This window comes from Nonomuraea sp. NPDC003560, assembly GCF_042878785.1.
In the GTDB taxonomy this organism is placed as follows: Bacteria; Actinomycetota; Actinomycetes; order Streptosporangiales; family Streptosporangiaceae; genus Nonomuraea.
The window spans coordinates 658,726-682,723 of record NZ_JBIAOF010000001.1 but is presented as its reverse complement, the minus strand read 5'-3'; the positions used below and the strand labels follow the sequence as shown (position 1 = coordinate 682,723).

19 protein-coding genes are annotated in these 23,998 nt (G+C 73.9%); 7 read left to right on the top strand and 12 right to left on the bottom strand.

What is annotated here, in order from left to right; all coding sequences use genetic code 11:
- The first annotated feature begins 73 nt into the window (after window positions 1–73).
- Window positions 74–1,567, top strand: a complete 1,494-nt coding sequence (locus ACFYUV_RS03280) for an alpha/beta hydrolase family protein (RefSeq protein WP_387664318.1) — start codon at window positions 74–76, stop codon at window positions 1,565–1,567.
- Here the strand turns inward: ACFYUV_RS03280 and ACFYUV_RS03275 are convergent.
- Window positions 1,540–2,487: an alpha/beta hydrolase gene (locus ACFYUV_RS03275; RefSeq protein ID WP_387664316.1), complete on the bottom strand. Its 948-nt coding sequence runs from the start codon at window positions 2,485–2,487 to the stop codon at window positions 1,540–1,542. The genes ACFYUV_RS03280 and ACFYUV_RS03275 overlap by 28 nt on opposite strands.
- 1 nt (window position 2,488) lies before the next feature.
- Window positions 2,489–3,358 carry an enoyl-CoA hydratase-related protein gene (locus tag ACFYUV_RS03270; RefSeq protein ID WP_387664314.1) on the bottom strand — a complete coding sequence of 290 codons (870 nt, stop codon included), beginning with the start codon at window positions 3,356–3,358 and terminating at the stop codon, window positions 2,489–2,491.
- A gap of 125 nt (window positions 3,359–3,483) precedes the next feature.
- On the opposite strand from ACFYUV_RS03270, the gene ACFYUV_RS03265 reads away from it, so the two are divergent.
- A complete protein-coding gene (locus ACFYUV_RS03265; protein ID WP_387664312.1) occupies window positions 3,484–4,944 on the top strand; it encodes an LCP family protein in 1,461 nt (486 codons plus the stop codon).
- A 71-nt stretch (window positions 4,945–5,015) separates the two neighbouring features.
- A complete protein-coding gene (locus tag ACFYUV_RS03260) occupies window positions 5,016–5,288 on the top strand; it encodes a hypothetical protein (protein WP_387664310.1) in 273 nt (90 codons plus the stop codon).
- Here ACFYUV_RS03260 and ACFYUV_RS03255 read toward each other — a convergent pair.
- Complete coding sequence (locus ACFYUV_RS03255; protein ID WP_387664308.1) at window positions 5,274–6,155, bottom strand: alpha/beta fold hydrolase; 882 nt, start codon at window positions 6,153–6,155, stop codon at window positions 5,274–5,276. The genes ACFYUV_RS03260 and ACFYUV_RS03255 overlap by 15 nt on opposite strands.
- Before the next feature lie 104 nt (window positions 6,156–6,259).
- On the opposite strand from ACFYUV_RS03255, the gene ACFYUV_RS03250 reads away from it, so the two are divergent.
- Entirely contained in the window at window positions 6,260–7,234 is a 975-nt protein-coding gene (locus tag ACFYUV_RS03250) for a BtrH N-terminal domain-containing protein (RefSeq protein WP_387664306.1), read from the top strand.
- Window positions 7,235–7,254: 20 nt separating this feature from the next.
- On the opposite strand, the gene ACFYUV_RS03245 is transcribed toward ACFYUV_RS03250, so the two are convergent.
- From ACFYUV_RS03245 to ACFYUV_RS03230, 4 genes are all read right to left on the bottom strand, one after another.
- Window positions 7,255–7,953, bottom strand: coding sequence for a class I SAM-dependent methyltransferase (locus tag ACFYUV_RS03245; protein ID WP_387664304.1), 699 nt, complete (start codon window positions 7,951–7,953; stop codon window positions 7,255–7,257).
- Window positions 7,950–8,954 (bottom strand): enolase C-terminal domain-like protein, encoded by a 1,005-nt coding sequence (locus ACFYUV_RS03240; protein WP_387664302.1) that lies wholly within the window; start codon window positions 8,952–8,954, stop codon window positions 7,950–7,952. The genes ACFYUV_RS03245 and ACFYUV_RS03240 overlap by 4 nt, the downstream gene beginning before the upstream one ends.
- A gap of 100 nt (window positions 8,955–9,054) precedes the next feature.
- Window positions 9,055–10,440 carry an MFS transporter gene (locus ACFYUV_RS03235; RefSeq protein ID WP_387664300.1) on the bottom strand — a complete coding sequence of 462 codons (1,386 nt, stop codon included), beginning with the start codon at window positions 10,438–10,440 and terminating at the stop codon, window positions 9,055–9,057.
- Between the two features lie 62 nt (window positions 10,441–10,502).
- A complete protein-coding gene (locus ACFYUV_RS03230; RefSeq protein ID WP_387664298.1) occupies window positions 10,503–11,231 on the bottom strand; it encodes a TetR/AcrR family transcriptional regulator C-terminal domain-containing protein in 729 nt (242 codons plus the stop codon).
- Between the two features lie 99 nt (window positions 11,232–11,330).
- Between ACFYUV_RS03230 and ACFYUV_RS03225 the strand changes: the two genes are divergently transcribed.
- On the top strand, window positions 11,331–12,779 hold the full coding sequence (locus ACFYUV_RS03225; protein ID WP_387664296.1) for a DHA2 family efflux MFS transporter permease subunit: 1,449 nt from the start codon (window positions 11,331–11,333) through the stop codon (window positions 12,777–12,779).
- 61 nt (window positions 12,780–12,840) lie between these two features.
- On the opposite strand, the gene ACFYUV_RS03220 is transcribed toward ACFYUV_RS03225, so the two are convergent.
- From ACFYUV_RS03220 to ACFYUV_RS03200, 5 genes are read right to left on the bottom strand one after another with little or no spacing between them, the layout of a single operon-like run.
- Window positions 12,841–13,980: a VWA domain-containing protein gene (locus tag ACFYUV_RS03220; protein WP_387665292.1), complete on the bottom strand. Its 1,140-nt coding sequence runs from the start codon at window positions 13,978–13,980 to the stop codon at window positions 12,841–12,843.
- 4 nt (window positions 13,981–13,984) lie between these two features.
- Complete coding sequence (locus ACFYUV_RS03215; protein ID WP_387664294.1) at window positions 13,985–16,327, bottom strand: DUF5682 family protein; 2,343 nt, start codon at window positions 16,325–16,327, stop codon at window positions 13,985–13,987.
- Window positions 16,324–17,388 (bottom strand): AAA family ATPase, encoded by a 1,065-nt coding sequence (locus ACFYUV_RS03210; RefSeq protein WP_352323438.1) that lies wholly within the window; start codon window positions 17,386–17,388, stop codon window positions 16,324–16,326. Before ACFYUV_RS03210 ends, ACFYUV_RS03215 begins: the two co-directional genes overlap by 4 nt.
- Window positions 17,385–18,722 carry a DUF5691 domain-containing protein gene (locus ACFYUV_RS03205; protein ID WP_387664292.1) on the bottom strand — a complete coding sequence of 446 codons (1,338 nt, stop codon included), beginning with the start codon at window positions 18,720–18,722 and terminating at the stop codon, window positions 17,385–17,387. The genes ACFYUV_RS03210 and ACFYUV_RS03205 overlap by 4 nt, the downstream gene beginning before the upstream one ends.
- Window positions 18,719–20,020, bottom strand: a complete 1,302-nt coding sequence (locus ACFYUV_RS03200) for an SWIM zinc finger family protein (protein WP_387664290.1) — start codon at window positions 20,018–20,020, stop codon at window positions 18,719–18,721. Before ACFYUV_RS03200 ends, ACFYUV_RS03205 begins: the two co-directional genes overlap by 4 nt.
- A 100-nt stretch (window positions 20,021–20,120) precedes the next feature.
- Between ACFYUV_RS03200 and ACFYUV_RS03195 the strand changes: the two genes are divergently transcribed.
- Together ACFYUV_RS03195 and ACFYUV_RS03190 are read left to right on the top strand one after the other, a co-directional pair.
- Window positions 20,121–20,672, top strand: coding sequence for a cupin domain-containing protein (locus tag ACFYUV_RS03195; RefSeq protein ID WP_358285045.1), 552 nt, complete (start codon window positions 20,121–20,123; stop codon window positions 20,670–20,672).
- Between the two features lie 27 nt (window positions 20,673–20,699).
- Complete coding sequence (locus ACFYUV_RS03190) at window positions 20,700–23,942, top strand: NACHT domain-containing protein (protein ID WP_387664288.1); 3,243 nt, start codon at window positions 20,700–20,702, stop codon at window positions 23,940–23,942.
- Window positions 23,943–23,998: the final 56 nt, after the last annotated feature.

The window sequence follows — 23,998 nt, the reverse complement described above, 5'->3', positions numbered from 1 at the left end:
CGGCCCCTCCCGTCACAGAAGCCGGGAGTAGGCTGGATGATCGGCGGGCAAACCAACGCACATGGGGAGGCCGATGCGCACTGGCCGTGGCACCTTGAGCGTCGCCGCCGGCCTGGTGCTGGTGGCTCTCGCGTCGGTCGGCTACGTGTTGCCGCCCGCGTTCGACCCGCCGCCGCTGAAGGCGGATCCGGCGTTCGCCGCGATTCCCCCGCAACCGGCCGACGAGCTGCGCCCGGTGGTGGCGGCCGCCCCCGTGCGGCGGGAGGAGATCTCGCTGCCGGCCGAGGGCCAGCGCCTGGAGGGCACCTTACGCGTGCCGCTCTCGCCCGGCCCGCACCCGGCGATGGTGTTCGTGTCGGGGTCGGGCAACGGGTCGCGGACGGAGTTCACGCCGCAGGCGGAGTTCCTGGCCAGGGCGGGCGTGGCGACGATCGCGTTCGACAAGCGCACGGTCGGCTACGACTTCCGCGACCGCGACTTCGGGCTGCTGGCCGACGACGCGCTGCGCATGGTGGAGTACCTGCGCACCCGGCCGGAGGTGGACGCCTCGCGCGTCGGGCTGTGGGGGGTCAGCGAGGGCGGCTGGGTCGTCCCGATCGCGGCGGCGAAGAGCGCGGCGGTGGGCTTCGCGGTGCTGGTCTCCTCGCCGAACGTCTCGCCGCTGCGCCAGGTCGCCTGGGCCCTGAACGAGCAGCTGCTGCGGCTGCACGCCCCCATCGGCGCCCGCGACCTGCTGACCAGGGCGATGGGCGGCGTCGGCTTCACCTTCCTGCGTTACGACGCGATGCCGGCCTTACGTCAGGTCAAGCAGCCGGTCCTGGCGTTCTACGGCACGACCGACCCCTCGATCCCCTTCGTGGAGTCCACCAAGGCGCTGGTCACGGCGCTCACCGAGGCGGGCAACGACCGGTACACGATCCGCTTCATGGACAAGGGCGACCACGCGATGCGGGTCAACGGCGGCCCGTTCACCAAGGGCTACCTGGAGACGCTGGCCAACTGGATCACCGGCCTGCCGGGCACCGCCAGGCCGTCGGCGCACATGGCGGGCAGCACGCCGGTCCAGCGGTTCGAGGCCAGCGACGTGCCCGCGGCCCCCTGGTACGCGGGCGGCACGATGCTCGGGCTGACCATCTGCCTGGCCGCCGTCGGGTACGTGGCCGGCCCGGTGGCGGCGATGGTCGTCCGGCTGCGCGGCCATGGCAGGGAGCCGGTCGAGACCAACGCCCGGCTGTGGCCGCCGATCAGGCGCAGGCTGCGCAGGATGGCGTGGACGGGCCTCGGCCTGCTGGCCTCGGTCGTGGCGTTCATCATGCTGCTGGTGCTGTTCTCGGTGAACCAGGCGGGCGCCTGGCCGGCCGTGCTGGCCGGCTGGCTGGTGGTCCGCGTGCTGGCCGTGCTCATGCTGGTCCAGGAGGTCACGGCGGTGGCCGCGTACGTGTCGGCGCTGCGCGAGGGCATGCGGCCCACCCGGTGGCAGTACGTGGCGATCGGCGGCGTGCTCGGCGGCACCGGGCTGCTCCTGGTGGCGGCGGCCTACTACGGCCTGTTCTCGTTCCCCTGGTAGGAAGTGCCCTGGGTGGGAGTGCCCTGGTAGGCGTTCATCCAGCGGTCGAGTTCGGCGAAGACCTGCTTGCGCGCGGGCTCGGCCGACAGCACCAGGTCGTGCACGCCGTCCTGGATGCGCACGCAGGTGACGTGGGGGCCGATCGAGGTGGCCCAGCGGGCCATGTGCTCCGGGTCGAGCACGATGTCGGCCGAGCGCGCCTCGGGCACGAAGTCGCGTACCCGCAGGCCCGTGGAGGAGGCGAGGACGAGCACCGGCACGTCCACCGCCAGCCCGCGGTGCAGCCGCCGCTGGGCCCGCCGGATGGCGGCCAGCCACATGGCGTGCACGGAGAACCCGACCAGCGGCTTGAGTTCGAGGTCGTAGTCCCATTCGCCCTGTTCGGTGCGGTGCAGGCTCTGGCCGTAGGCGGTGCTGATGCCGAGGGGCAGCGGCCGCCGGACGTAGGACATCGGGGTCTTGAGCAGGTCGGCGGCCAGCCGGAGCGGGGCCGGCACGTTGAGGTCGAGGAACGGGCTGTTGAGCACGAGCCCCTGCACCAGGCCCCGGCCGCGGACCCGGTCGGCCCACAGCGCGGTGATCAGGCCGCCGGTGGAGTGGGCGTTGACGGTCAGCTCGTCGTGGTCGCGGCGGATGAGCCGGACTGCCTCGTCGATCTCGGGGAAGTAGTCGGTGACGCTCCTGATCAGCCCCCTGGTCTGGTGCGGGAGCAGTGAGCGGCCGTACTTGCGCAGGTCGAGGGCGTAGAAGTCGATGCCGCGCTGGACGTAGTGGTCGGCCAGATGGTCCTGGAAGAAGTAGTCGGTGAACCCGTGGACGTAGAGCACCGCCCTGCGCGAACCGGTCTTCCTGGAGATCAGGGTCGCGACGACCTCGCCCTCGAAGTCGGGCTGCATGGGGAGAACGGTGATCTCGTACATATCAGACAGAATATGGATTGTCCGGCCATGTGGGGACGCCGGGCGGAAGGTCGGTGCTCACCTTCATCGGGAAGTCGGCCGGACGCTTCTCCAGGAACGCCGTCACCCCCTCCACCGTGTCGGCCGCGCCCCCGAGCTCGGCCATGAGCCTGGAGTCGGCGGCGTGCGCCTCCCACGGCGAGGCGGCCGACAGGCCCGACCACATCAGCCTGCGCACGGCCGCGACGGAGACGGCCGAGGTGTTCTCGGCGATCTCGCGGCCCAGCGCGTACGCGGCGGGCAGCAGCTCCTCGTCCGGCAGCACCCGCGAGACCAGGCGGCCCTCCAGCGCCTCGGCGGCGGAGAAGACCCGGCCGGTCACCGCCCACTCCATGGCCCGGGAGATGCCGACCACCCGGGGCAGGAACCAGCTCGACGCCGCCTCCGTGACGATGCCGCGCCGGGCGAACACGAACCCGAATCTGGCGCTCTCGGCGGCCAGCCGGACGTCCATGGGCAGCGTCATCGTGACGCCCACGCCCACCGCGGGCCCGTTGATCGCGGCGATGACGGGCTTGAGCGAGGCGGCGATCCGCAGCGCGACCGTGCCGCCGCCGTCGCGCGGCGCGCCCTCGACCAGCTCGGCCGACTCGGCCTCCGCCCGGTGGCCGAACGTGCCCCCGCCGCCGCCCAGGTCGGCCCCCGCGCAGAAGGCCCGCCCGGCTCCCGTGACGACCACCGCGCGCACGTCGTCGTCGGCGTCGGCGAGGTCGAACGCGCTGATCAGCTCGGCGCGCATGGTCAGGGTGAAGGCGTTGAGCCGCTCGGGGCGAGACAGCGTGATGGTGGCGACGCGATCGGCCACGTGGTACTCGATCTCGGAGAAGGCCATGACCCGAATCTTATTCGGTTACCGATGTTCACCCTCCGATAAAGACATATTTCGCATCCAATGCGTAGGCTGCCCGCGCTGTCCGTGCCTGCGGGTTACGGTGGAGTTCGGGGAACGGGGATGCCGTGCAGGGTAAGGAACCGGTGAGCGCGGGAGCGGTCCTCGGCTGGCTGGCGCTCTCGGCGCTGGCGCCCGGGGCCGCCCATCTGCGTGCCGGCCGGCGCACGACCGGCCTGATCCTGCTGTCGTGCTACTTCGCCGGCCTGCTGACGCTGCTGGCGCTCGCGCTGACGACCGACAACCTGCTGGGCTCGCTGACCCAGGACTCGTGGCTGACCGCGATCGTCGTCGGAGCCGCGGCGCTGGGCGTCGCCTGGTTCACGGTGATCGTGCACTCCTTCGTGGTGCTGCGTCCCGGGCGGCTGCCGCAGAACGGCCAGATCCTGGCCGGCACCCTCGCGGGGCTGCTCGCCGTCGCCGTGGTGGTGCCGTTCGGGCTGGTCGCGCAGAACGTGTGGACGTCCCAGCAGACCCTCGACGACATCTTCACCGGCCCCGAGCCGGCCCAACCCGCCGTCCCGGCCGGGCAGGAGCCGCCGCGGGACCCGTGGGCCGGTCGTGACCGGGTCAACATCCTGCTCCTCGGCGGCGACGCCGACGACAACCGCACCGGCGTGCGCACCGACAGCATGAACGTGGCCAGCATCGACGTGAAGTCCGGCAACACCGTGCTGGTCAGCCTGCCGCGCAACCTGGAGAACGTGCGCTTCCGTCCCGGCACGCCCATGGCCCAGCGATTCCCCGACGGCTTCCGCCTGCCGCCCGACCCCGGCGGCGGCCGCAGCGACCTGCTCAACAGCGTCTGGGAGTACGCCGACGCCCACCCGGAGATCTTCGGGGGCCGCCGGCAGCAGGGCCCGCAGGTGCTCATGGACACCATCGGCTACACCCTCGACCTGAAGATCGACTGGTACGCCCTGGTCAACATGTGGGGCTTCGCCCGGCTCATCGACGCCATCGGCGGCATCACGCTCACCGTCGAGCAGGACGTGGTGTTCGGCAAGTACAACGAGGGCCTGGTCAAGGCCGGCACCAGGAAGCTCAAGGGCGCCGACGCGATGTGGTACGCCCGCTCCCGCACCTTCAGCGACGACTACACCAGGATGCGGCGGCAACGCTGCGTGCTCGGCGCGCTGCTGGACCAGGCCGACCCGGCGACCGTGCTGGTCCGGTTCAACCGGATCGCGCTGGCCGCCAAGGAGCTGATCAGGACCGACATCCCGCGCTCGATGCTGACGAACCTGGTGCCGCTGGCGCTCAAGGTCAAGAACGCGAAGGTGACGAGCCTGCAGTTCGTGCCGCCGCTGATCCGCACCGGCTACCCCGACTGGGACAAGATCCGCCGGCTGACCGCCAAGGCCGTGCGCGACTCGGCCGCGACCACGTCCGCCGTCGCCGCCTCGGCGACCCCGTCGGCGAGCCCGTCGGCCACGCCGTCGGCCACGGGCGGCCCCTCGCCCAGGAAGTCCACCCAGCCCTCCGCGCCGCCGACCAAGGGGCTCACCGAGGGATGTGGCGCGGGTTGAGCCGGACGCCCTGACGACCCCGGTCACGGATGGCATGCTGGGGGACCCGGCAAACCTGGAGGAGATTCGCGATGTCCCACCCCCTCGGCAGCTCGCCCGCCGTCCGGCGCACCCCTCTCGACGCCGAGGAGAGAGTGCGGGCCGAGGCCGGCTTCGTCCCCCTCGTGGCCCAGCACCTGGCCGAGAACGGCCGGTTCAGGGTGAGCGCCGACAGCGCCGAGCTGGTGGAGGTGTTCCAGGGGGTCGCCCGCAAGGTGGGCGAGCTGCTCGGCCGGCCGGTGGTCAGCTACTCCAACGGCCGGTACATGGTGATCACCTTCGCCCAGGACTCACCGGTGGGCTGAGGCCGCACTGCGGTCAAGCAGGGCGCGCAGGATCCGGTGGGGGTGCGTCCAGAGCAGCGCGCCGCCGGCGCCGGGCACGACGTGCCGCACGGCTCCCGGGATGCGGGCGGTCAGGCCCTCCCCCAGGTCGGGCGAGTGGGTGGCGTCGTGCTCGCCGTACCAGACGTCGACCGGCGCCGTGATCGACGACAGGTCGACGTCCCAGCGGCCCATCGCCAGGACGGTGTCGCGGGCGTAACCGGCCGGCCCCTGCGCGAACGCCTCCGCCAGCGCCTCGCGATATCCGGCGGCGAACTCGGGCCGCTGGTAGACGGCCAGGTCGCAGGCCGGGCTGCCGCCCATCACCAGGTCCCACATCGCCTGCGGGGTGAAGCCCGCGAAGATCCGCTCGGCGGCCTCCGGGTCGTGCGTGGACAGGTCCGTCAGCTGCCGCAGCTCGGCGGGCAGCGCGCCGGCGAAGCGCGGGTCGGCCACCTCGTCGGCGGCCGAGACCAGGGCCAGCGCGCCGGTCACGCCGGCGGCGGCGCAGGCGAGCGCGAACGGCGCGCCCTGCGAGTTGCCCACCATGGCCGGACGCCCGAGGCCGCGCAGCCCGCCGAAGACCTCGACGTCGGCGGCGAAGCCGGCGAACGTGCGGCCCGGCGCGGGGGTGGAGGCGCCCAGTCCGGGCCGGTCCAGGGAGATCAGCCGCACGCCCAGGTCGTCGGGCGCCGCCGCGCCCATGCCGAGCCGGCGGCTGGTGGCGGCCCCCGGGGAGAGCAGGACCGGCCTCCCGTCCGGCGGCCCCCACTCGGCCCAGCCCAGGAGGCGGCCATCGGGCAGCCGTTCGGCGCCCGTGCGGGCAGGAGGTGCGACCAAGGTGTTCATGCGCCCATCATCCCGTGCGCACCTCGGGGTGCTTCCACCGGTTTTCCGTGGCACGCCGGGCCGCCCGGCAGGTGAATCCGCAGGTCATCCTGCACACTGGGCTTGTGCTCATCGATCTCGTTCCGCCCTTCGAAGGGCGTCACTGTGAGACGACCACCGCCGGCACGCTGCTGCGGCACGCGGGCGTGGAGCTGTCTGAGGCGATGCTGTTCGGGCTGGGCGAAGGGCTGAGCTTCATCTACTGGGACAGCGGCTCGCTGGACGTCCCGCTGATCGGCGGACGGGTCAAGCCGCACGCGCTCACCGAGAAGCTGGCCGCCGCGCTCGGGTTCACGCTGGACACGCAGGAGACCTCCTCCCCCATCACGGCCTGGTCCAACGTCCGCCGGCACCTCGACGAGGGCACCCCCGTCGGGATCCGGCTCGACTGCTATCACCTCGACTACATCAGGACGCCCTACCACTTCGGCGGCCATTACGTGGCGATGGTCGGTTACGACGAGGGTCACGCCCACCTCGTGGACACCGCCCAGCAGGGCACCCGCAACCGGGTCCCGCTCGACTCGCTCGAACGGGCCCGCGCGGCGACCGGGCCGATGACGGCGCACAACCTGTCGTACACGCTGGGGCCGTGCGCCGAGCCCGACCTGCCGCAGGCCGTCAGGACGGCCGTCCGGTCCACCGCCGCCGCCTTCCTCAACCCGGCGATGAGGAACGTCGGCTACCGGGGCATCGAGCAGGCCGCCGCGCTCATCCCCACCTGGCTGGAGCGCGGGCCGACCGCGCAGCTCACGCGTACGGCCAACCTCATGGAGCGGGGCGGCACGGGCGGCGCGTTCTTCCGCAACCTCTACACCGAGTTCCTGGCCGAGGCCCAGATGATCGCGCCCGGCAAGGCCCTGGAGACGGCCTGCCAGGCGTACATGGCGCTGGCGCCCAAGTGGAGCGAGGTGGCCGACCTGCTGGCCCAGGCCGGGGAGACCGGCCGGCAACAGCCGCTCGACCAGGCGGGGACGCTGCTGTACGACCTGGCCGTGCGCGAGCGGCTGGCCATGGAGACGCTGTACGAGGCGGCGTAGCGGGAGCGGGACCGGTGGGGTCAGCGGGGACGGCGGGGACGGCGGAAGGTGGCGCGCCAGCGGTGGCGTCCGCCGTCGCGCAGGTCCTCGATCCGCTCAGCCGTCAGCCCGCCGGTCGCGAACGCCGCGATCTCCGACGCCGTCAGCGGCCACGGCGGGGCGCCGACCGGCCCGCCGTCCTCGCGGCCGGACGCGATCACCAGCAGCGTGCCGCCGGGGCGGACGAACCCGGCGACGCTCTCGGTGGCGCGGGCGTGCAGCTCCTCCGGGAGGGCCTGCACGGTCATGATCTCCACCACCAGGTCGAAGGCGTGCCGCCAGGCGGCGGGCGGGTCGAGCAGGTCGGCGGTGACGTAGTCGACCGGGCTGTCCGGGAACCGCTCGCGGGCCAGGCGCACGGCCGACGCGCTCACGTCGAAGGCGATCGTCGCGTGACCGAGGGCCGCCACGTGCTCGGCGTCGTCGCCCAGGCCCGCGCCCACCACGAGCGCCCGTCCGCCGCCGGGGCCGCGTCCGGCGGTCCACTCCACGAGCAGGAAGTGCGGGGTGCGCGAGTCCCAGGGCACGATCGCGTCGCCGGTCGCCGACTCGGCGTAGAGGTGCTCGAACCAGCCGGTCGGGTCGTCGGCGGCCAGCGATCGGGCGGCCAGCCGCCTGGCGTCGGCGTCGGGGTCGCGCTCGGTCATCGGCTCTCCGGGTCGGTCGTGCGGGCCGGTCATGCGTGGAAGGACTCCTTGGCCAGGCGGCCGAGGCGGGTCTCGTCGATGGTGTGGCCCAGGCCGGGCTGGGTGAGCGGGACGGCGACGACGCCCGCGTTCGCGCCCACCAGCGGCGTGACGATCTGGTTCTGCTTCGGCGGCTGGGTGACGTCGCACGGCAGCGTGCAGCCGGGCAGGCTGGCGACCGCCACCGTGGCCGCCCTGGCCAGGCCGGCTCCCTGGCCGCCCGCGCACTGGATGTCCCAGCCGGCGGCGGCGGCCCGGTCGTGCGCCCGCCGGGCCTCCGACAACGACGGGAAGGCGGTGGGGCGCAGCAGGAGCACCCTGGCGGCGCGCAGGGTCAGGTAGTCGTCCAGCTCGGCGGTCGAGCGCACCTCGACGGCGACCGAGGCGGCCACGTCGTCCTGGAGCGCGGCGTGCGCGTGCACGTCGCCGAGCGGGAAGGGCCGCTCGATGACCTCCAGGCCGTAGGAGTCGAGGGCGACGAGCTGGCCGAGGTCGGTGTAGGCGTTGCCGCCGTCGACGGCCAGGGTCAGGGCGGGGTAGGCGCGCCGGACCGCGCGGACGGGCTCGACGTCCCAGCCGGGCCTGATGTCGAGGGTGACGTGCCCGTAACCGGCGCAGACCTGCTGGTTGACGCGGGCGACCAGGCTCTCGACGGACGGGTCGGGCGCCAGGCGCACAGTGGCCATCACCGAGGTTCGGGTGCCGCCGATCGCGTGCGCGAGCGGCACGCCGCGCATCCTGGTCCACAGGTCCCAGCAGGCCATGTCGACGGCCGGATCGCCGCTCGGCACGGCGTCGGGGTGTTCCCAGTCGACGCCGATCAGCAGCGCGGCCAGCGACTCCTCCAGCCGCGACCAGGCCTTGGGCTCCGGCGAGACGGCCTCGCCCCAGCCGGTCATGCCGCCGTGGTCGGTGAGCTTGACGAGCAGGCTCTCCGACCTCGCGCCGTACGGCAGGACCAGCCGGAAGACCTCCAGCTCCCGCACTCGCGGCATGAACCCCCCTTAAGCCATGACGAGAGAGTCGTCGCGCCTGGTGAAGGCCATCCACGCCGATGCGTTTGGCAGCGTTCTCAGCACTATGACGTTCTCATCACTATGACGCGGTCCCTTCCATAGTGCCTGCCTTGGCGGACTGCACAAAACGGGGGGCCAGCACGACGGCCAGGACGGCGAGCACGACGGTGAATCCGAGCCCCACGGCGTAGTTCTCGCCCGTGGCGGTGAACAGGGCGCCGCTGACGGCGACGGCCACGACGGTGAACACCGACTCGCCGACGCCCACGGCCGCGCTGTTCTGCCCTTCCTCGCCCTCCTTGGACATCTCCAGCACCAGCACGGACACCGTGGGGTGCAGCGCGCCGATGCCGAGGCCGGAGACGGCCATGGCGACGTAGGCGATCGCGATGGGCAGGGAGTCGACGAGCACGAGCGACACCAGCGCGATGCCGACGGCGATCATCGCGGCGCCGCCGCGGATGGCGGCCATGTGGCTGATCGTGCCGCGGCCCTTGATCCAGGAGCCGGTGGACCAGCCGAGCGCCCCCACCGTGAGGACGACGCCCGCGCCGGTGGCGGTCAGGCCGCGCTCCTTCATCAGCATGAGCGGGATGAGCACCTCGGCGGCCATGAGCGAGCCGTAGGCCAGGCCGCGCAGCACGGGGGCGGACGGCAGGCCGCGGGCGGCGCGCAGCGAGCCGGGCAGCAGCAGCTTGGGCAGGGCCACGGCCAGCAGGACGACGCCGGCCACGAGCAGCGGCAGGCCGTCCAGCTTCGCGGCGCTGCCGTACTGGATGAGGGCGGCGGCGACGGCGGTCAGCGTGGCCCAGACGAGCTTGCGGCCGATGCCGGGGGCGGGTTCGGCGGAGCCGCGCTCGGCCGAGCGGCCCGCGGTGCCGCGCCACAGCAGCAGCGCCGCGGGGATGACCAGCGCGGAGACGCCGAGGAAGATCCAACGCCAGCTCACGTTCTCCACGACGAACCCGGCGATGGCCGGGCCGATCATGGAGGGCACCACCCAGGCGGCCGAGAACAACGCGAACACCTTGGGATGCATGGCCCCCGGGAAGACCCGGGCGACCAGCACGTACAGGGACACCTGGATCAACCCGGCGCCGAGCCCCTGGACGAACCGTCCGGCGACCAGCACCTCCATCGTGGGCGCGAACCCGGCGACCAGCAGCCCGGCCACGAAGGCGACCACGCCGACGGCGATCGGCTGCACCGGCCCCCGCGCGTCGCTCCACCTGCCGCCGAGCACGGTCGCGATCACGCTGGCCGCGAGGGTGGCGCTGAAGGCCAGGTTGTACAGGGGCATGCCGTCAAGGTCGCGGGCCACGATCGGCATCGCGGTCGCCACCGCCATCGCCTCGAAGGCCACCAGCATGACGAGCGCGACCAGGCCGACGCTGAGCGCCCGGTACCGCGCGGACAACACCCCGGCCGGGGCGACGTCCTCGATCGGATCAACAGTCGTAGTCATGACGGTAAAGCTACGAGGAAGCCCGGACCGGCACATCGGGCGCGGGGCCTAGGCAATTGGGCCTAAGGCATGCGCGACTCGATGCCGTCGAGCAGCAGTTCCAAGCCGTAGCGGAAACGTTCCTCGCCGCCGGCGGCGACCAGGTCGTCGATGTGCTCGACCAGGTAGGGGAAGCGGTCGCGGGGCAGGGCGCGGTAGTAGTCGGCGACCTGGCTGACGAAGGAGGCGAAGTACTCCTCCTGCGAGGACACGCCGGCGGCGCGCATCCGGCTGATGTGCACCGAGCCCTCGTAGGCGTCGCCGATGAGGTAGAGGGACAGGCGGTCGAGGCACAGGGCGGCCTCGCGCGGCGGCATGCCGGCCTCCACCAGCAGCCCGTAGACGAACTCGCCGGTGCGCAGCGAGTTGCCGCCCGAGGGGATGTTCGCCAGGGCCGCCCTGGCGACGTCGGCGTGCCTGTTCAGCACCCGGTAGACCTCCAGCGCGTACGACCTGAGCTGGTCCTTCCACTGGCCGGGGTCGCGCTCGGGCAGCCGGATCTCGCCGAGCACCCGGTCGTAGACCAGTTCGAGCAGCTCCTCCTTGTTGGCCACGTGCGCGTACAGCGAGGCGGGGCCGGTGTCGAGCTCCTGGGCGACGCGTCTCATGCTGAGCGCGTCGAGCCCTTCGGCGTCGAGGACGCGCAGCCCGGTCTCGACGATGAGGTCCTGGCTGAGCTGCCGCCTGATCTGCGGTTGCTTGCGGGACTTGCGCCACGGCGGCACCGGCACGGCTTCTTCCTTGCTCCCCATGGCGAACACTGTACTTGACACGAACGGTGTTCGCCACTAAAACGGTGTTCGTAAACGAACAGTGTTCGTACTTAAGAACGGCGTTCTGAAGGAGTTCCTGTGACAGTGACCAATGCGGGGCAGGCCACGGAGGCCGTCGCGCCCTACCGGTGGCGCTGGGCCGCCCTTTTCGTGATCCTGGCCGCCGAGGTGATGGACCTGCTCGACGCGCTGATCACCACGATCGCCGCCCCCACCATCCGCGCCGACCTGGGCGGCAGCGACAGCCTCGTGCAGTGGCTGGGCGCCGGTTACACCCTGGCCATGGCCGTCGGCCTGGTCACCGGCGGGCGGCTCGGCGACCTGTTCGGCCGCAAGCGCATGTTCCTCATCGGCGCCTTCGGCTTCACCGCCGCCTCGCTGCTGTGCGGAGTGGCGGGCAGCCCCGAGATGCTCATCGCCAGCCGCGTGCTGCAGGGCCTGTTCGGCGCCGTGATGTTGCCGCAGGGGCTGGGGCTGATCAAGGAGATGTTCCCGCCGCAGGAGATGGGCAAGGCGTTCGGCATGTTCGGGCCCGTCATGACGATCTCGTCGGTCGGCGGTCCCGTGCTGGCCGGCTGGCTGGTCGACGCCGACTTCTTCGGCACCGGCTGGCGCATGATCTTCCTGATCAACCTGCCGATCGGCCTGGCCGCCGCGGTCGCCGGCATCCGATTCCTGCCCGAGTACCGCCTCTCGAACGCCACCAGGCTCGACCTGGTCGGCGTCGGCCTGGTCTCGGTGGCCGGGTTCCTGCTGATCTACCCGCTGATCCAGGGCCGCGAGCTCGACTGGCCCGCCTGGACGTTCGTCTCGATGGCCGCCTCGCTGGTCGTCTTCGCCGTGTTCGGCCGGTACGAGTCGCGCCGCGCCGCGTCCGGCAAGGACCCGCTGGTCACGCCCAGCCTGTTCCGCAAGCGGGCCTTCTCCGGCGGCCTGGTGGCCGGTCTGGCGTTCTTCTCCGGCATGATCGGCCTCAGCCTGGTCTTCAGCATCTACATGCAGGCCGGCCTGCACTTCAGCCCGCTCAAGGCGGGCCTGGCCAGCCTTCCCCAGGCGGTCGGCGGCGTGCTCGGCTTCGGCCTGGCCATGTCCGGGCTCCAGGAGAAGCTGGGCCGCGGGCTGCTGCAGATCGGCGTGGTCGTCATGGCCGCCGGCGCGGCCGTGCTCGGGGTGACCATCCAGCTGGCCGGCACCGACGTCGGCGTCTGGCAGCTCGCCCCCGGGCTGGCGCTGGTCGGCATCGGCATGGGCCTGACCATGGCGCCGTTCTTCGACATCGTGCTGGCCGGCGTCGAGCCGCACGAGTCGGGGTCGGCCTCGGGCACGATGACCGCCGTCCAGCAGCTCGGCGGCGCGCTCGGCACCGCCGTGCTCGGCACGCTCTTCTTCAACCTGCTCAAGCAGGAGTGGAGCTTCGGCTCGGCGATGCAGGTGACCGTCTGGGTCGAGGTCGGGCTGCTGGCCGTGACGTTCGCCCTGTCGTTCCTCATGCCGCGCAAGGCCCGCCCCGAACAGGCCGGCCACTGAGCGCCGGCCCGGCCGCGGCTCCCCTGCGGGGGTGGAGCCGCGGCCGTCCGCGCGCCCCCGCTCAGGTGCCGATGTGGCGTTCGGCCCAGCGCGCGATGTCGCGGCGTTCGATGGCGGCGGCCATCAGGTCGGGGAAGGCGTCGGGGGTGCAGGCGAACGCGGGCACGCCCATCGCGGCCAGCGCGGCGGCGTTGTCGTGGTCGTAGAAGGGCGCGCCCTCGTCGGAGAGCGCGAGCAGCACGATCACCTGCACCCCGGCCTGGGTCATCGCCGCCACCCGGCGCAGCATCTCCTCGCGCACGCCGCCCTCGTACAGGTCGCTGACCAGGACGAAGACGGAGTCGGCCGGGCGGGTGACGAGGCCCTGGCAGTAGGCGATCGCCCGGTTGATGTCGGTGCCGCCGCCGAGCTGGGTGCCGAACAGCAGCTCGACCGGGTCGTGCAACTGCTCGGTCAGGTCGACCACCGCCGTGTCGAACACCACCAGCGACGTCTTCAGCGACCGCATCGAGGCCAGGACCGCCCCGAACACGCTGGAATACACCACCGAGGCCGCCATCGAGCCGCTCTGGTCGATGCAGAGCACCACCTCGCGCTGCACCGACCGCTGCCGGCGCGCGTAGCCGACGAGCCGCGACGGGACGACCGTGTTCCGATCGGGCAGGTAGTTCTTGAGGTTCGCCCGGATCGTCCGGTCCCAGTCGATGTCGGCCACCCGCCTGGGCCGGTGGGTGCGCGCCGAACGGTCGAGCGCGCCCGTCACCGCCGCCCGGGTGCGGTCGGCCAGCCGGCGTTCGAGCTCTTCGACGACCTTCCGCACCACCGCCCTGGCCGACTCGCGGGCCTGCGCGGGCATCACCCGGTTGAGCGCCAGCAGCGTGCCGACCAGGTGCACGTCGGGCTCCACGGCCTCCAGCATCTCCGGTTCGAGCAGCAGCCGGGTGAGGTTCAGCCGCTCGATCGCGTCCTTCTGCATGACCTGGACGACCGTGGACGGGAAGTACGTGCGGATGTCGCCCAGCCAGCGGGCCACCCGCGGCGCGGACGCCCCGAGGCCGCCCTCGCGCCGGCTCTGCCCCTCGCGGCCGTCGTGGTCGTAGACGGCGGCCAGGGCCGCGTCCATCTGCGCGTCGGCACCCTGCAGGGCGCAGCCGGTGCCGTCGGCGTCGCCGCCCCCGAGCACCAGCCGCCACCTGCGCATGCGCTCATCCACGGTCTCTCCCGATGATCGCCAGCACGGTCGCCACGGCTCCCGCCGCGCGCCGCTCGTCGATGCCCGGCTCGTTCCCGTCGCCGGTGCCGCCGGTGCCGCCTGCGCGGCCCGCCGCGCTCACCCGCTCGCCGACGGCCCGCCGCTCCGGCACGGCGAAGCCGCCGAACGTGCGGCGCAGCAGCGGCAGCACGTCGGTGAACTGGTCGGCGGGCAGCGCGGTCAGCCAGGCGTCGACCAGGCCCAGCAGGCGCGGGTCGTGCACCAGGAGCAGGCCGCCGCCGGACAGGAACCCCTCGACCCAGGCCGCCGCCCTGACCGGGGTCTGCCCCCGGGACATGGCCCTGGACATGCGGTCGCCCGCATCGGCGAGCTCGCCGCAGTCGAGCAGGACGCGGGTGAGCCGGCCCTCGATGAGCCCGTGCAGGTCCTGCCGGTCGGCGATGCCCCGCAAGGTGCCCAGCCACCGGGCCCGCGGCGAACCGCCCGCCCCGCCCGCGCCGTCCGCCTCCCCCGCGCCACCGCCGCCGTCCGCGTCCGCCGCGTCGCCGCCGCCGTCCACCCCGGCCGCGTCGGCCCCGGCCCCGTCGGCCGCGTCGGCCGCCATGGGCGGCGGGGCGGTGGGGGGTTCGGTGAGCAGGGCGACGGCGGCGTGCACGGCGTCGACGTGTTTGAGCAGCTCGGCCGCCGCGTCGTCGTCGAGCGCGGTGACCGCGACCGGCAGCCCGACGCAGATCCGGTCGAGCATCGAGCGCACGATCACCGCCAGCCCCTCGGCCGAGGTGCCGCGCACGTCGCCGTACCGGTGGGCGCGGACCATCGCGGGCAGCGCCGCCATCAGCTGGGTGACGTCGGTGTCCAGCGCCGCCTTGGCCGACAGCGCGGCCAGCACGCCGGGCAGCGCCTGCGGCAGGTCGGCCAGCAGGCACTGCTCCACCAGCGCGGTCAGGTCGGCGAGCGCCGCCGACGCGGCCCCGGCCAGGTCGTGGGCGCGCCGCGCGGCCGCGGCGGCGACGGTGGTGCCGAGGGCGGCGTGCTCGATGAGCGCGAGGTCGTGCTCGGGCCGCCACTGCAACGTCCAGGACTCGCGGAACGTGCCCTTGCCACGCGCCTGCCCCGGCGTGCCCCAGCCCACCTCCAGCAGCCGCAGCCGGTGCAGCAGGTGGCTGCGCTCCAGGTCGAGCGGCTTGCGCAGGTCGAGGTCGAGCTCCCGGTCGAGGGCCTCGGGCCGCAGCTTCAGCCGCCGCCGCTGCTCGCGCAGGTCGCGCTGGAGCGGGACCATCGGGGTGCCGTCGGTGACGTGGCCGAGCCGGTCGCCGACCACCATCCGCCGCTGGATCAGCTCGACGGCCAGGTCGTCGCCCTCGCACAGCACTGCCCTGGCCGCCTCGGTCACCTCGCCCAGCCCGGCCAGCGGCCTGCCGCGCAGCCCGGCCAGGGTGTCGGCCAGGCGGACGGACTCGATGACGTGCGCGGAGGAGACCGGCAGCCCTTCCTCGCGCAGCACGGCGGCGGCCTCGGTGAGCCAGCGCTCGACCGGCCGGTCGGGGGCGGTGAACAGGTGGTGGTACCAGCCCGGCGAGGTGATGCCCGCGCCGTAGCCGCTCCAGGAGGCCAGCCGCCCGTACGTCCAGGGCACCCACGTCAGCTCGGCCTTCACCTTCGGCAGGCCGCGCAGCAGCGCGTTGTCGGCGGCGGCCGGGGGCAGCGGCCCGGCGAGCGCGGGCACGTGCCAGGCGCCGCAGACCACCGCGATCGTGCCGAACCCCTCCTTGATCGCGGCCCGCAGCGCCTTGCGCATGTACGCCTCGCGCCTGGCCTCCCGGCCGGCCGGCACGTGGCCCTCGCGCACGGCGGCCATGGCCTCGGCGATCACCTCGAAGGGGGTGTCGCCGCGGTGCTCGACGACGTCCTCCCACCAGCGTTCCGGGTCGTCGTGCCCGGCCGCGGCGGCCAGCGCGCCGATCGGGTCGGCCCGCAGCCCGTCGCCGGTCTCGTCGTGTTCATCGTCGTGTTCATCGTCGTCGGCCAGGGAGTGGGCGGCGGGCAGGTCGCAGAAGCGCACCGGGACGCCGGCCGCGACGCCGTACAGGATCGCCTGCCATTCGGGCGAGAACTGCGCGAACGGCCAGAACGCGGCCCTGGCCGGCGCGCCGGGCACGTGCGCGAGCAGCGCGACCGGCGGCTCCAGGTCGGGGGCGAGCGCCACGATCGCGTCGGCCTCCGGCGGCCCCTCGACGAGGATCGCGTCGGGGCGCAGGCGTTCGAGCTCGCGCCGCAGCGCGCGGGCCGAGCCGGGGCCGTGGTGGCGCACGCCCAGCACGGAGACGGCGCTCATGACACCTCGCGGCAGGCGCGGTAGAAGTCGCGCCAGTCGGGACGCTCGCGCACCACGGTCTCCAGGTACTCGCGCCACACCACCCGGTCGGAGACCGGCTCCTGCACCACCGCGCCGACGATCCCGGCCGCGACGTCGGAGGGCCGCAGCACGCCGTCGCCGAAGTGGGCGGCCAGCGCGATGCCGCTGGTGAGCACCGAGATCGCCTCGGCCGTGGACAGGGTGCCGCTCGGCGACTTGACCTTGGTGCGGCCGTCCTCGGTGACGCCGGCGCGCAGCTCGCGGAAGACGGTCACCACGCGCCTGATCTCGGCCAGGCCGGTGGAGGTCTCCGGCAGCTCCAGCGAGCGGCCGAGCTGGGTGACGCGGCGGGCGACGATGTGCACCTCCTCCTCGGCGCTGGCGGGCACGGGCAGCACGACGGTGTTGAACCGGCGGCGCAGGGCGCTGGACAGCTCGTTGACGCCCCGGTCGCGGTCGTTGGCGGTGGCGATGACGTTGAAGCCGCGCTCGGCCTGGACCTCGCGGTTGAGCTCGGGGATCGGCAGCGTCTTCTCCGACAGGACGGTGATCAGCGCGTCCTGGACGTCGGAGGGCATGCGGGTCAGCTCCTCGACGCGGGCGACCCGCCCCTCGGCCATGGCCCGCATCACCGGCGAGGGGGTCAGCGCCTCGAACGAGGGGCCCTCGGCCAGCAGCCTGGCGTAGTTCCAGCCGTACCGGACGGCCTCCTCGGCAGTGCCCGCGGTGCCCTGGACGAGCAGCGTCGAGTCGCCGCTGACGGCGGCGGCCAGATGCTCCGACAACCACGTCTTGGCCGTGCCGGGCACGCCGAGCAGCAGCAGCGCGCGGTCGGTCGCGAGCGTGGCCACGGCGACCTCGACGATGCGGCGGGCGCCGACGTATTTGGGGGTGACGCGGTCGTCGTCGCCCAGGATGTAGCGGGTCACCGCCCACGGCGACAACTTCCAGCCGGGGGGCCGGGGGCGGTCGTCGTCCTTGGCCAGGTAGGCCAGTTCCTCGGCGTACTGGTCTTCGGCGTGGGGACGCAGGACGGTCATGCGAGCTCCTTGTACATGTCGGCACGGAAACGCAGGAGGGCGGCGACCTGCTGGATCGGCGCCACCGGCGAGTAGCTCTCGGCCAGCGGGAACAGCGCGGGGTCGATGTGCTCGCCCGCCAGCTTGACCAGCTCGCCGAGGTTCCACGGCTGGACGGCCGCCACCTTGACGATCTTGTGCAGGACGGCCGTGGCCAGGCCCTCCCGCCAATGGGACGAGACGCCGCCGAGCACCATGATCAACTGGCTGTCGAGGTCGTGCTTCTGGACGAAGCCCGCGGCGAGCTCCTGCTGCTCGGCGGGCGGGAGCGCTTCGAGCAGGTCGGCGATCGGGTCCCAGCCGAACATCGCGCGCGCCCACTCGGGGTCCTTCTGCAGCACCGCGGCCCGGACCCAGGCGGCCTTCACCTCGGCGTCCCAGTCGGGGATGCGCATCTTCAGCAGCGCGGACGGCGGCCGGCCCCAGAAGCCCAGCGGGGCGCGGGCCAGGATCTGCTGCAGCCACCAGGCCCGCTCGCCGATGCCGCGCGGCGGCTTGGGACGCACGCCGTCGCGCTCCATCGCCCGGTCGCACTCCAGGGGCGCCTCGACGGCGATGGCCGAGCCGGAGATCGACACGCAGGCGCGGGCCCGCTCGGCCATGCGCCTGGACAGGCGGGAGCCGGGCAGCCGGGTCAGCAGGTTGGCGGCGGCCTGGCGGACCTCCCGGCGGCGGTCGTCGAGCGCGGCCTCCAGGAACGGCTCGTCGCCCATGGCGAGCCCGTCGGCCAGCAGCTCGACGAACTCGGCCCGGTCGTCGGGCGTCTCCCGCTCCCAGGTGCTCTCCAGCAGCTCCCTGGCCGCGGCGGGGTCGGCGGCGCGCAGGGCGCGCAGGTGGGCGCGGCGGTCGGCGGGGCCGCCGAGCTCCCAGGTCTCGCCGGTGGGCTCCTCCAGCAGGTAGCCCCACGCCGGGTTGAGGCCGGCCAGCCAGCGGCCGCGCCGCCCGGCCAGGACGCCCAGGTGGGCGCGGATCGAGCGGTCGCGCCGGCCCCGTTCGAGCAGGTCGGGCAGCACGTCGCAGGGCACCCTGCGGCCGGTCGCGGCGGCCGCGGCCAGCCATTCGGGCAGCAGGCGGTCGTAGTCGCCGCCCATGATCCGGACCAGCCGCTCGGCCGCGCGCCTGCCCACGGCGGGCAGCTCCTCGTCGGGGGCGGGTGGCGGCGGCGCGGCCTCGACCGGGCCGCGGCCCGCGCGCCGCCGGGCCGTCTCGACGGCTGCGTCCGCCAGCAGGTCTCCCCGGTACGGCCTGCGGTCGGTGCCCACCAGGGCCGTCGAGGCCAGGTCGTCCCAGGTCACAGGAGCACCGCCGTTCCGTCGTCGTCGTAGGTGGTGAGCGGGCGCAGGCCCTGCGGGGTCCATTCGGCGGCCAGCGTGACGGGACGGCCGCCCGAGACGGCGATCAGCCGCCAGGGGTCGCGGGCCCGGGGATGCAGCGGCAGCCCGCCGACCGCCGTGCGGCCGGGGACGACGCCGGCCAGCACGAGCGGCCACGACTCGGTCCAGGGATCGTCGGCCAGCACCCGCGCCACCTCCTCCAGCGCCTCGCCGGCCGGCACTCCGGCCGGCGAAGCGCCCTCACCGGGAAGGGGGTCGGTGTCGTGGCGGGCGGCGACGAGGGCGCGCAGGGGCGCGGCGCCGGGGTAGAAGGCGAGGTCGGCGTCGATCGTGGTGCCCGTGACCAGCGAGGCGTCGAGGGCCTGGCCGGGCGGGGCGAAGGAGAGGATCAGCGCCGCCCGGCCGGTGGCGCGGCCCTTGAGCCAGACGCGGCGGGCGGTCAGCCGGTCGTGCTCGTCGTCGCGGCGGCCGAGCACGTGCCAGTGGTCGCGCACCGCCGGCCCGGCCAGCACCTCTTCCCGGGTGACCGGGAAACCGGTGCGGATGCGGACGGTCTCGGCCAGGGCGGCGGGCAGCTCGGCGCGGCGGCGGTGGGCGACGGCGAGCAGGTTGATCAGCGCGTACTCCTCCAGGAGCCGGCCGGGCCAGTCGTCCTCCGCGCGCACCTGGGTCAGCCGGGACACCAGGCCGGCGACGCCGGGGGCCTGGGCATCGATGAGGCGCTTGGCCAGGCCGTCCCAGTCGTGCTCGGCGGAGGACGCGAGGCCCTGGCGGATCTGGTCGGCCAGCCAGCGCTCCAGCTCCGCCAGCCCGGCCCCCACCCGCGCCTGCCGCACCGACTCCGCCTTCCCCGCCCCGGCGCCAGTGCCGGCCCCGGTCGCGGCATCGTCGCGCGTGGTCTCGGCGCGGGCCGCGGACCTGGCGGCGCGCTCGGCGCGGCCGTCGAGCCACTCGGTGACCCACTGCGGCGCGGCCTCCTCGGCGGGCACGCCGTCGGCCGACCACAGCAGCAGCAGGCCCAGCGCGTGTTTGCAGGGGAACTTGCGGCTGGGGCAGCTGCACCGGTAGGCGGGCTCGGTCAGGTCGACGCACGCCAGGTAGGGCTTGGACCCGCTGCCCGCGCACTCGCCGTAGAGGACGCTGCCCGTCGTGCCGCGCGAGGACCACTTGCCCGCCGCGGCCACCCCCTGAGCCGCCTTCCTGGACGACGCGTCGGGGGCGAGGGCGAGCACCTGATCAAGGCTCCACCGTTCGATCACCTGCCGCAGACTAGCCAGGCCGACCGACAGTTCGCGCGGCGGGCGGCCCGTCCGCCGGACGCGGTCCGCGCGCGCCCCGGGCCCTCGTAAGATCGGCCATGTGGAGCTGAGGATCTATCCCGACGGCGCGCCCACCGAGGTCGCCGACGAGGCCGCCGCCCTGGCGCTGGCCGCCGCGCTCGACGGCCAGGCCGTCCTCGACGGCACCCGTTTCCTGCGGCGCGACGTCACCGGCGCGCCCGTCGCCTTCGCCGAGCGGCCGCCCGTGGCCGCCGCGCTCGACCTGCTCCCCCATCCGGAGGGCGGCTGGTACCGCGAGACCTGGCGCTCGCCCGTCACGGTCCGGCCCGACGGCTATCCGGGGCCGCGCGCGAGCGCCACCGGCATCTACTTCCTGCTCCAGCCGGGCGAGGAGTCCGTCCCGCACGTCGTCAGGTCCGACGAGGTGTGGTTGTGGCACCGGGGCGGCCCGCTGAGCCTGACCGTGGGGGACCGCGACGTCGTCCTGGGCCCGCTGGTCGAGCGGGGGCAGGTGCCGCAGGCGGTCGTGCCCGGCGGCGTGTGGCAGTCCGCGCGCCCGGCGGGTGACGAGGCGGTGCTGGTGAGTTGCGTCGTGTCGCCGGGGTTCGACTTCGCCGATTTCACCGCGTGATCGTAAAGATCGTCTTATATAGAAGGCATGCCGGGCATCGAGGCGGCCCTGACCGCCGCTGGGAAGAGCGTCGCGGAGCGCGCCATGCGCGAATGGCTGGCCGTCCGGGCCGCGCGCAAAGACCGGACGAGTGAGCTGAAGGACCTGGTCCAGAGCGGCTTTCGCGACCGGCTGGCGCCTCGCAAGATCGACAACCAGCTCCAGGGCATCGCGCTGGCCGTCGAGGGGCGGCTGTCGCGCCTCATCGAGCAGGAGTTCCGCGGGCTGGACGAGTCCGCGCGGGCCGCCGTCCTGCTGGAGACGGTGGCCGCGCTGCGCGCAGCCGACCTGTCGGACGAGGCGCTGTTCGAGTCCGACGCCGACCCCGCCAAGCTCGCCGAGCGCGTCCTGGCCGCCCTCCCGGAACCGCGCCTCGGGGAGGCCGAGGACCGCCTGTACGCCGTGCTGCTCGCCGAGTCCGTCGACTGCCTGGTCGGCCTGATGCGGCAGCTCCCCCAGTACGTGCCGCGCGCCGCCACCGAGACGCTGGGCAGGCTGAGCGGCCTGGCCGAGGGCGTGGAACGGCTGCTCGCCAGGCTGCCGCAGCGCACGCTGGAGGCCCCCGAGGGCACCCAGGACGACGCCGCGTTCGAACGCCTCTACCTCGGCTTCGCCAGCCGCACCCTCGACGAGGTCGAGCTTTTCGGCGTCCGGGTGGAGTCCTACCGCCCGCGCACGTCGCTGAGCATGGCCTACATCAGCCTCAACGTCTCCTCCGGCGAGCGCGGGCCGCGTGCGCCGGAGCGGCTGTCGATCGCCGCGCTCACCGGCGGCCATCCCGCCGAGCGCGGCGCCGAGCGCATCGAGTCGGCGCTCGGCCGCGCCCGGCTCACGCTGCTGCGCGGCGACGCGGGGTCGGGCAAGAGCACGTTGCTGCGCTGGCTCGCGGTGACCGCCGCGCGCGGCGGTTTCTCGGGCGACCTGGCCTCCTGGAACGGCTGCGTGCCGCTGATGATCAAGCTGAGGAGCCATTCGTCGGGACGGCTGCCCGCGCCCGCCGCCTTCCTCGACGACGTCGCGCGGGAGGTCGCCGGGCGCATGCCGCGCGGCTGGGTGGAGCGCGTGCTGGACTCCGGCCGCGGCCTGCTGCTGGTCGACGGGGTGGACGAGCTGCTCGTCCGGCACCGGCCGGCCGTGCGGGAGTGGTTGTCGCGGCTGCTGGCGGCCTATCCGGGCCTGCGGGTCGTGGTGACGTCGCGCCCGACCGCCGCCGACGCCCGCTGGCTGGCCGACGAGGGGTTCGCGGCGTCCACGCTGGAGCCGATGACGCCCGACGACCAGCGGGAGCTGATCCGCCAGTGGCACGTCGCCATGCGCGACTGCCCGAGCCTGCCGTGCGAGCCCGGCGAGCTGGAGGGCTACGAGGTCGCCCTGCTGGCCCGCATGGAGTCCAATCCGCACCTGGGCGTGGTCGCCTCGACCCCGCTGCTGGCCGCCATGCTGTGCGCGCTCAACCTCGACCGCCGCACCCAGCTGCCGCGCAGCCGGATGGGCTTCTACGACGCCGTGCTCAGCCTGCTGCTGGAACGCCGCGACGCCGAGCGGCGGATCGACGACGACGTGTCCCTCGACCCCGACCAGAAGGTGTGGATCCTGCGCGACCTGGCCTGGCGGCTGGTGTCGATGGGCCGTTCCGAGCTGTCGAAGTCGACCGCGCTGCGCCGGGTCGAGCAGAAGCTCGCCTCGATGACCCGCGTCTCGCACACCGCCTCCGACGTGCTGGAACACCTGCTGCGCAGGAGCGGCGTGCTGCGCGAGCCGGTGCCCGGCCGGATCGACTTCGCGCACCGGACCGTGCAGGAGTACCTGGCCGCCGGGCAGCTCGTGGAGGACGAGGACGTCGAGGCCGCGGTCGAGCGGGCCCACCTGGACCAGTGGCGCGAGGTCGTGGTGATGGCCGCCGGGCACGCGAACGGCCGGCTGCGCGGTGAGCTGCTGCGCGGCCTGCTGGACCGGGCCGACCAGGGCGGCAAGCACGCCCGCCGGCTGCGGCTGCTGGTGGCCGCGTGCCTGGAGACCGTCCAGGAGATCCCGGCGGGGCTGCGCGACCGGGTGGAGGCGTGCCTGGCGGAGGTGATCCCGCCGCGTACGGAGGAGGAGGCGACCCTGCTGGCGGCGGCGGGCGAGGAGATCCTGCGCCGCCTGCCCCGCGACCTGACGGCCCTGCCGGTGCGGCGCGCGGCGTGGACGGTCCGCACGACGTTCCTGATCAACGGCCCGGAGGCCCTGGACCGCCTGGCCGGCTACGCCGCCGACCCGCGCTGGCAGGTACGGGAGCAGCTCCGCCAGGGCTGGGAGTACTTCGACGCCGACGTCTACGCCCGTCGCGTCCTGGCCGACATGGAGGACGTCACCTTCTCCAGCGCCCGCCATCTGCGCAGCGCCTGCCTGCTGAAGGCGGCGGACGTGCGCGTCACCGTGCCCACTCCCCTCGCCGACCTGCGGTTCCTCCGCGACCTGCCGCAGACGGAGTCGCTGAGCCTGCAGGACGCCCAGATCCGCTCCCTGGACGGGGTGGAGTCGCTCCCCCGGCTGACCCACCTCGGCCTGTACTTCTACAACGAGCCGCGGGCCGTGGACGTCGCCTGCCTGGACAAGTCGCGGCATCTGCGCACCCTGCGGCTGTGGGGCGTCCGGCTCGACGATCCGGCCTTCCTCGACCGGCTGCCCCGCCTGAACGATCTCCTCATCGACCTGCTCGACGACGATCGGGACTCCTGGCACGCGCCGCTCGCCCGGCAGGACGAGCTGGAGTCGCTGCACGTCAGGCGCGAGGGCCTGCCGCTGCCCGGCTCGGTGCTGTCCGGGATGCGGGCGCTGCAGCGGTTGTGGCTGGACGGCGTCGCGGAGGCCGGCGCCTGCCTCGACGCCGCCGCCCGGACCTGCCAGGCCGTCACGGAGGTGTCCCTCGACGGGGTCGGCGGGCTCGACCTCGCGCCGCTCGCCGGGTTCTCCCTGACCCGCCTGCGCCTGCGCCACTGCCCGACCCTGACGGATCTCAGCCCGCTGCGCGGGCAGACGCGGCTCTCCTCCCTGACCCTGGCCCTGTGCCCCGGCGTGACCGACCTGTCGCCGCTCGCCGCGCTCCCTCGGCTCCGCAGCCTGAGCCTGTTCCTCTCGCGTCCCGACCTCGACGTGAGCCCGCTGGCCGGGATGCCTGGGCTCACCGTCCATCTGGGGCACACGCAGCGGGTCGTCAACGGGGACGGCGTGCGGATCAGGAGGGTGTGACGTCCCGGCAGGGGTGGGCGGCGCCTTTAACTACCCGGAATTTCGTGCTAAACGTG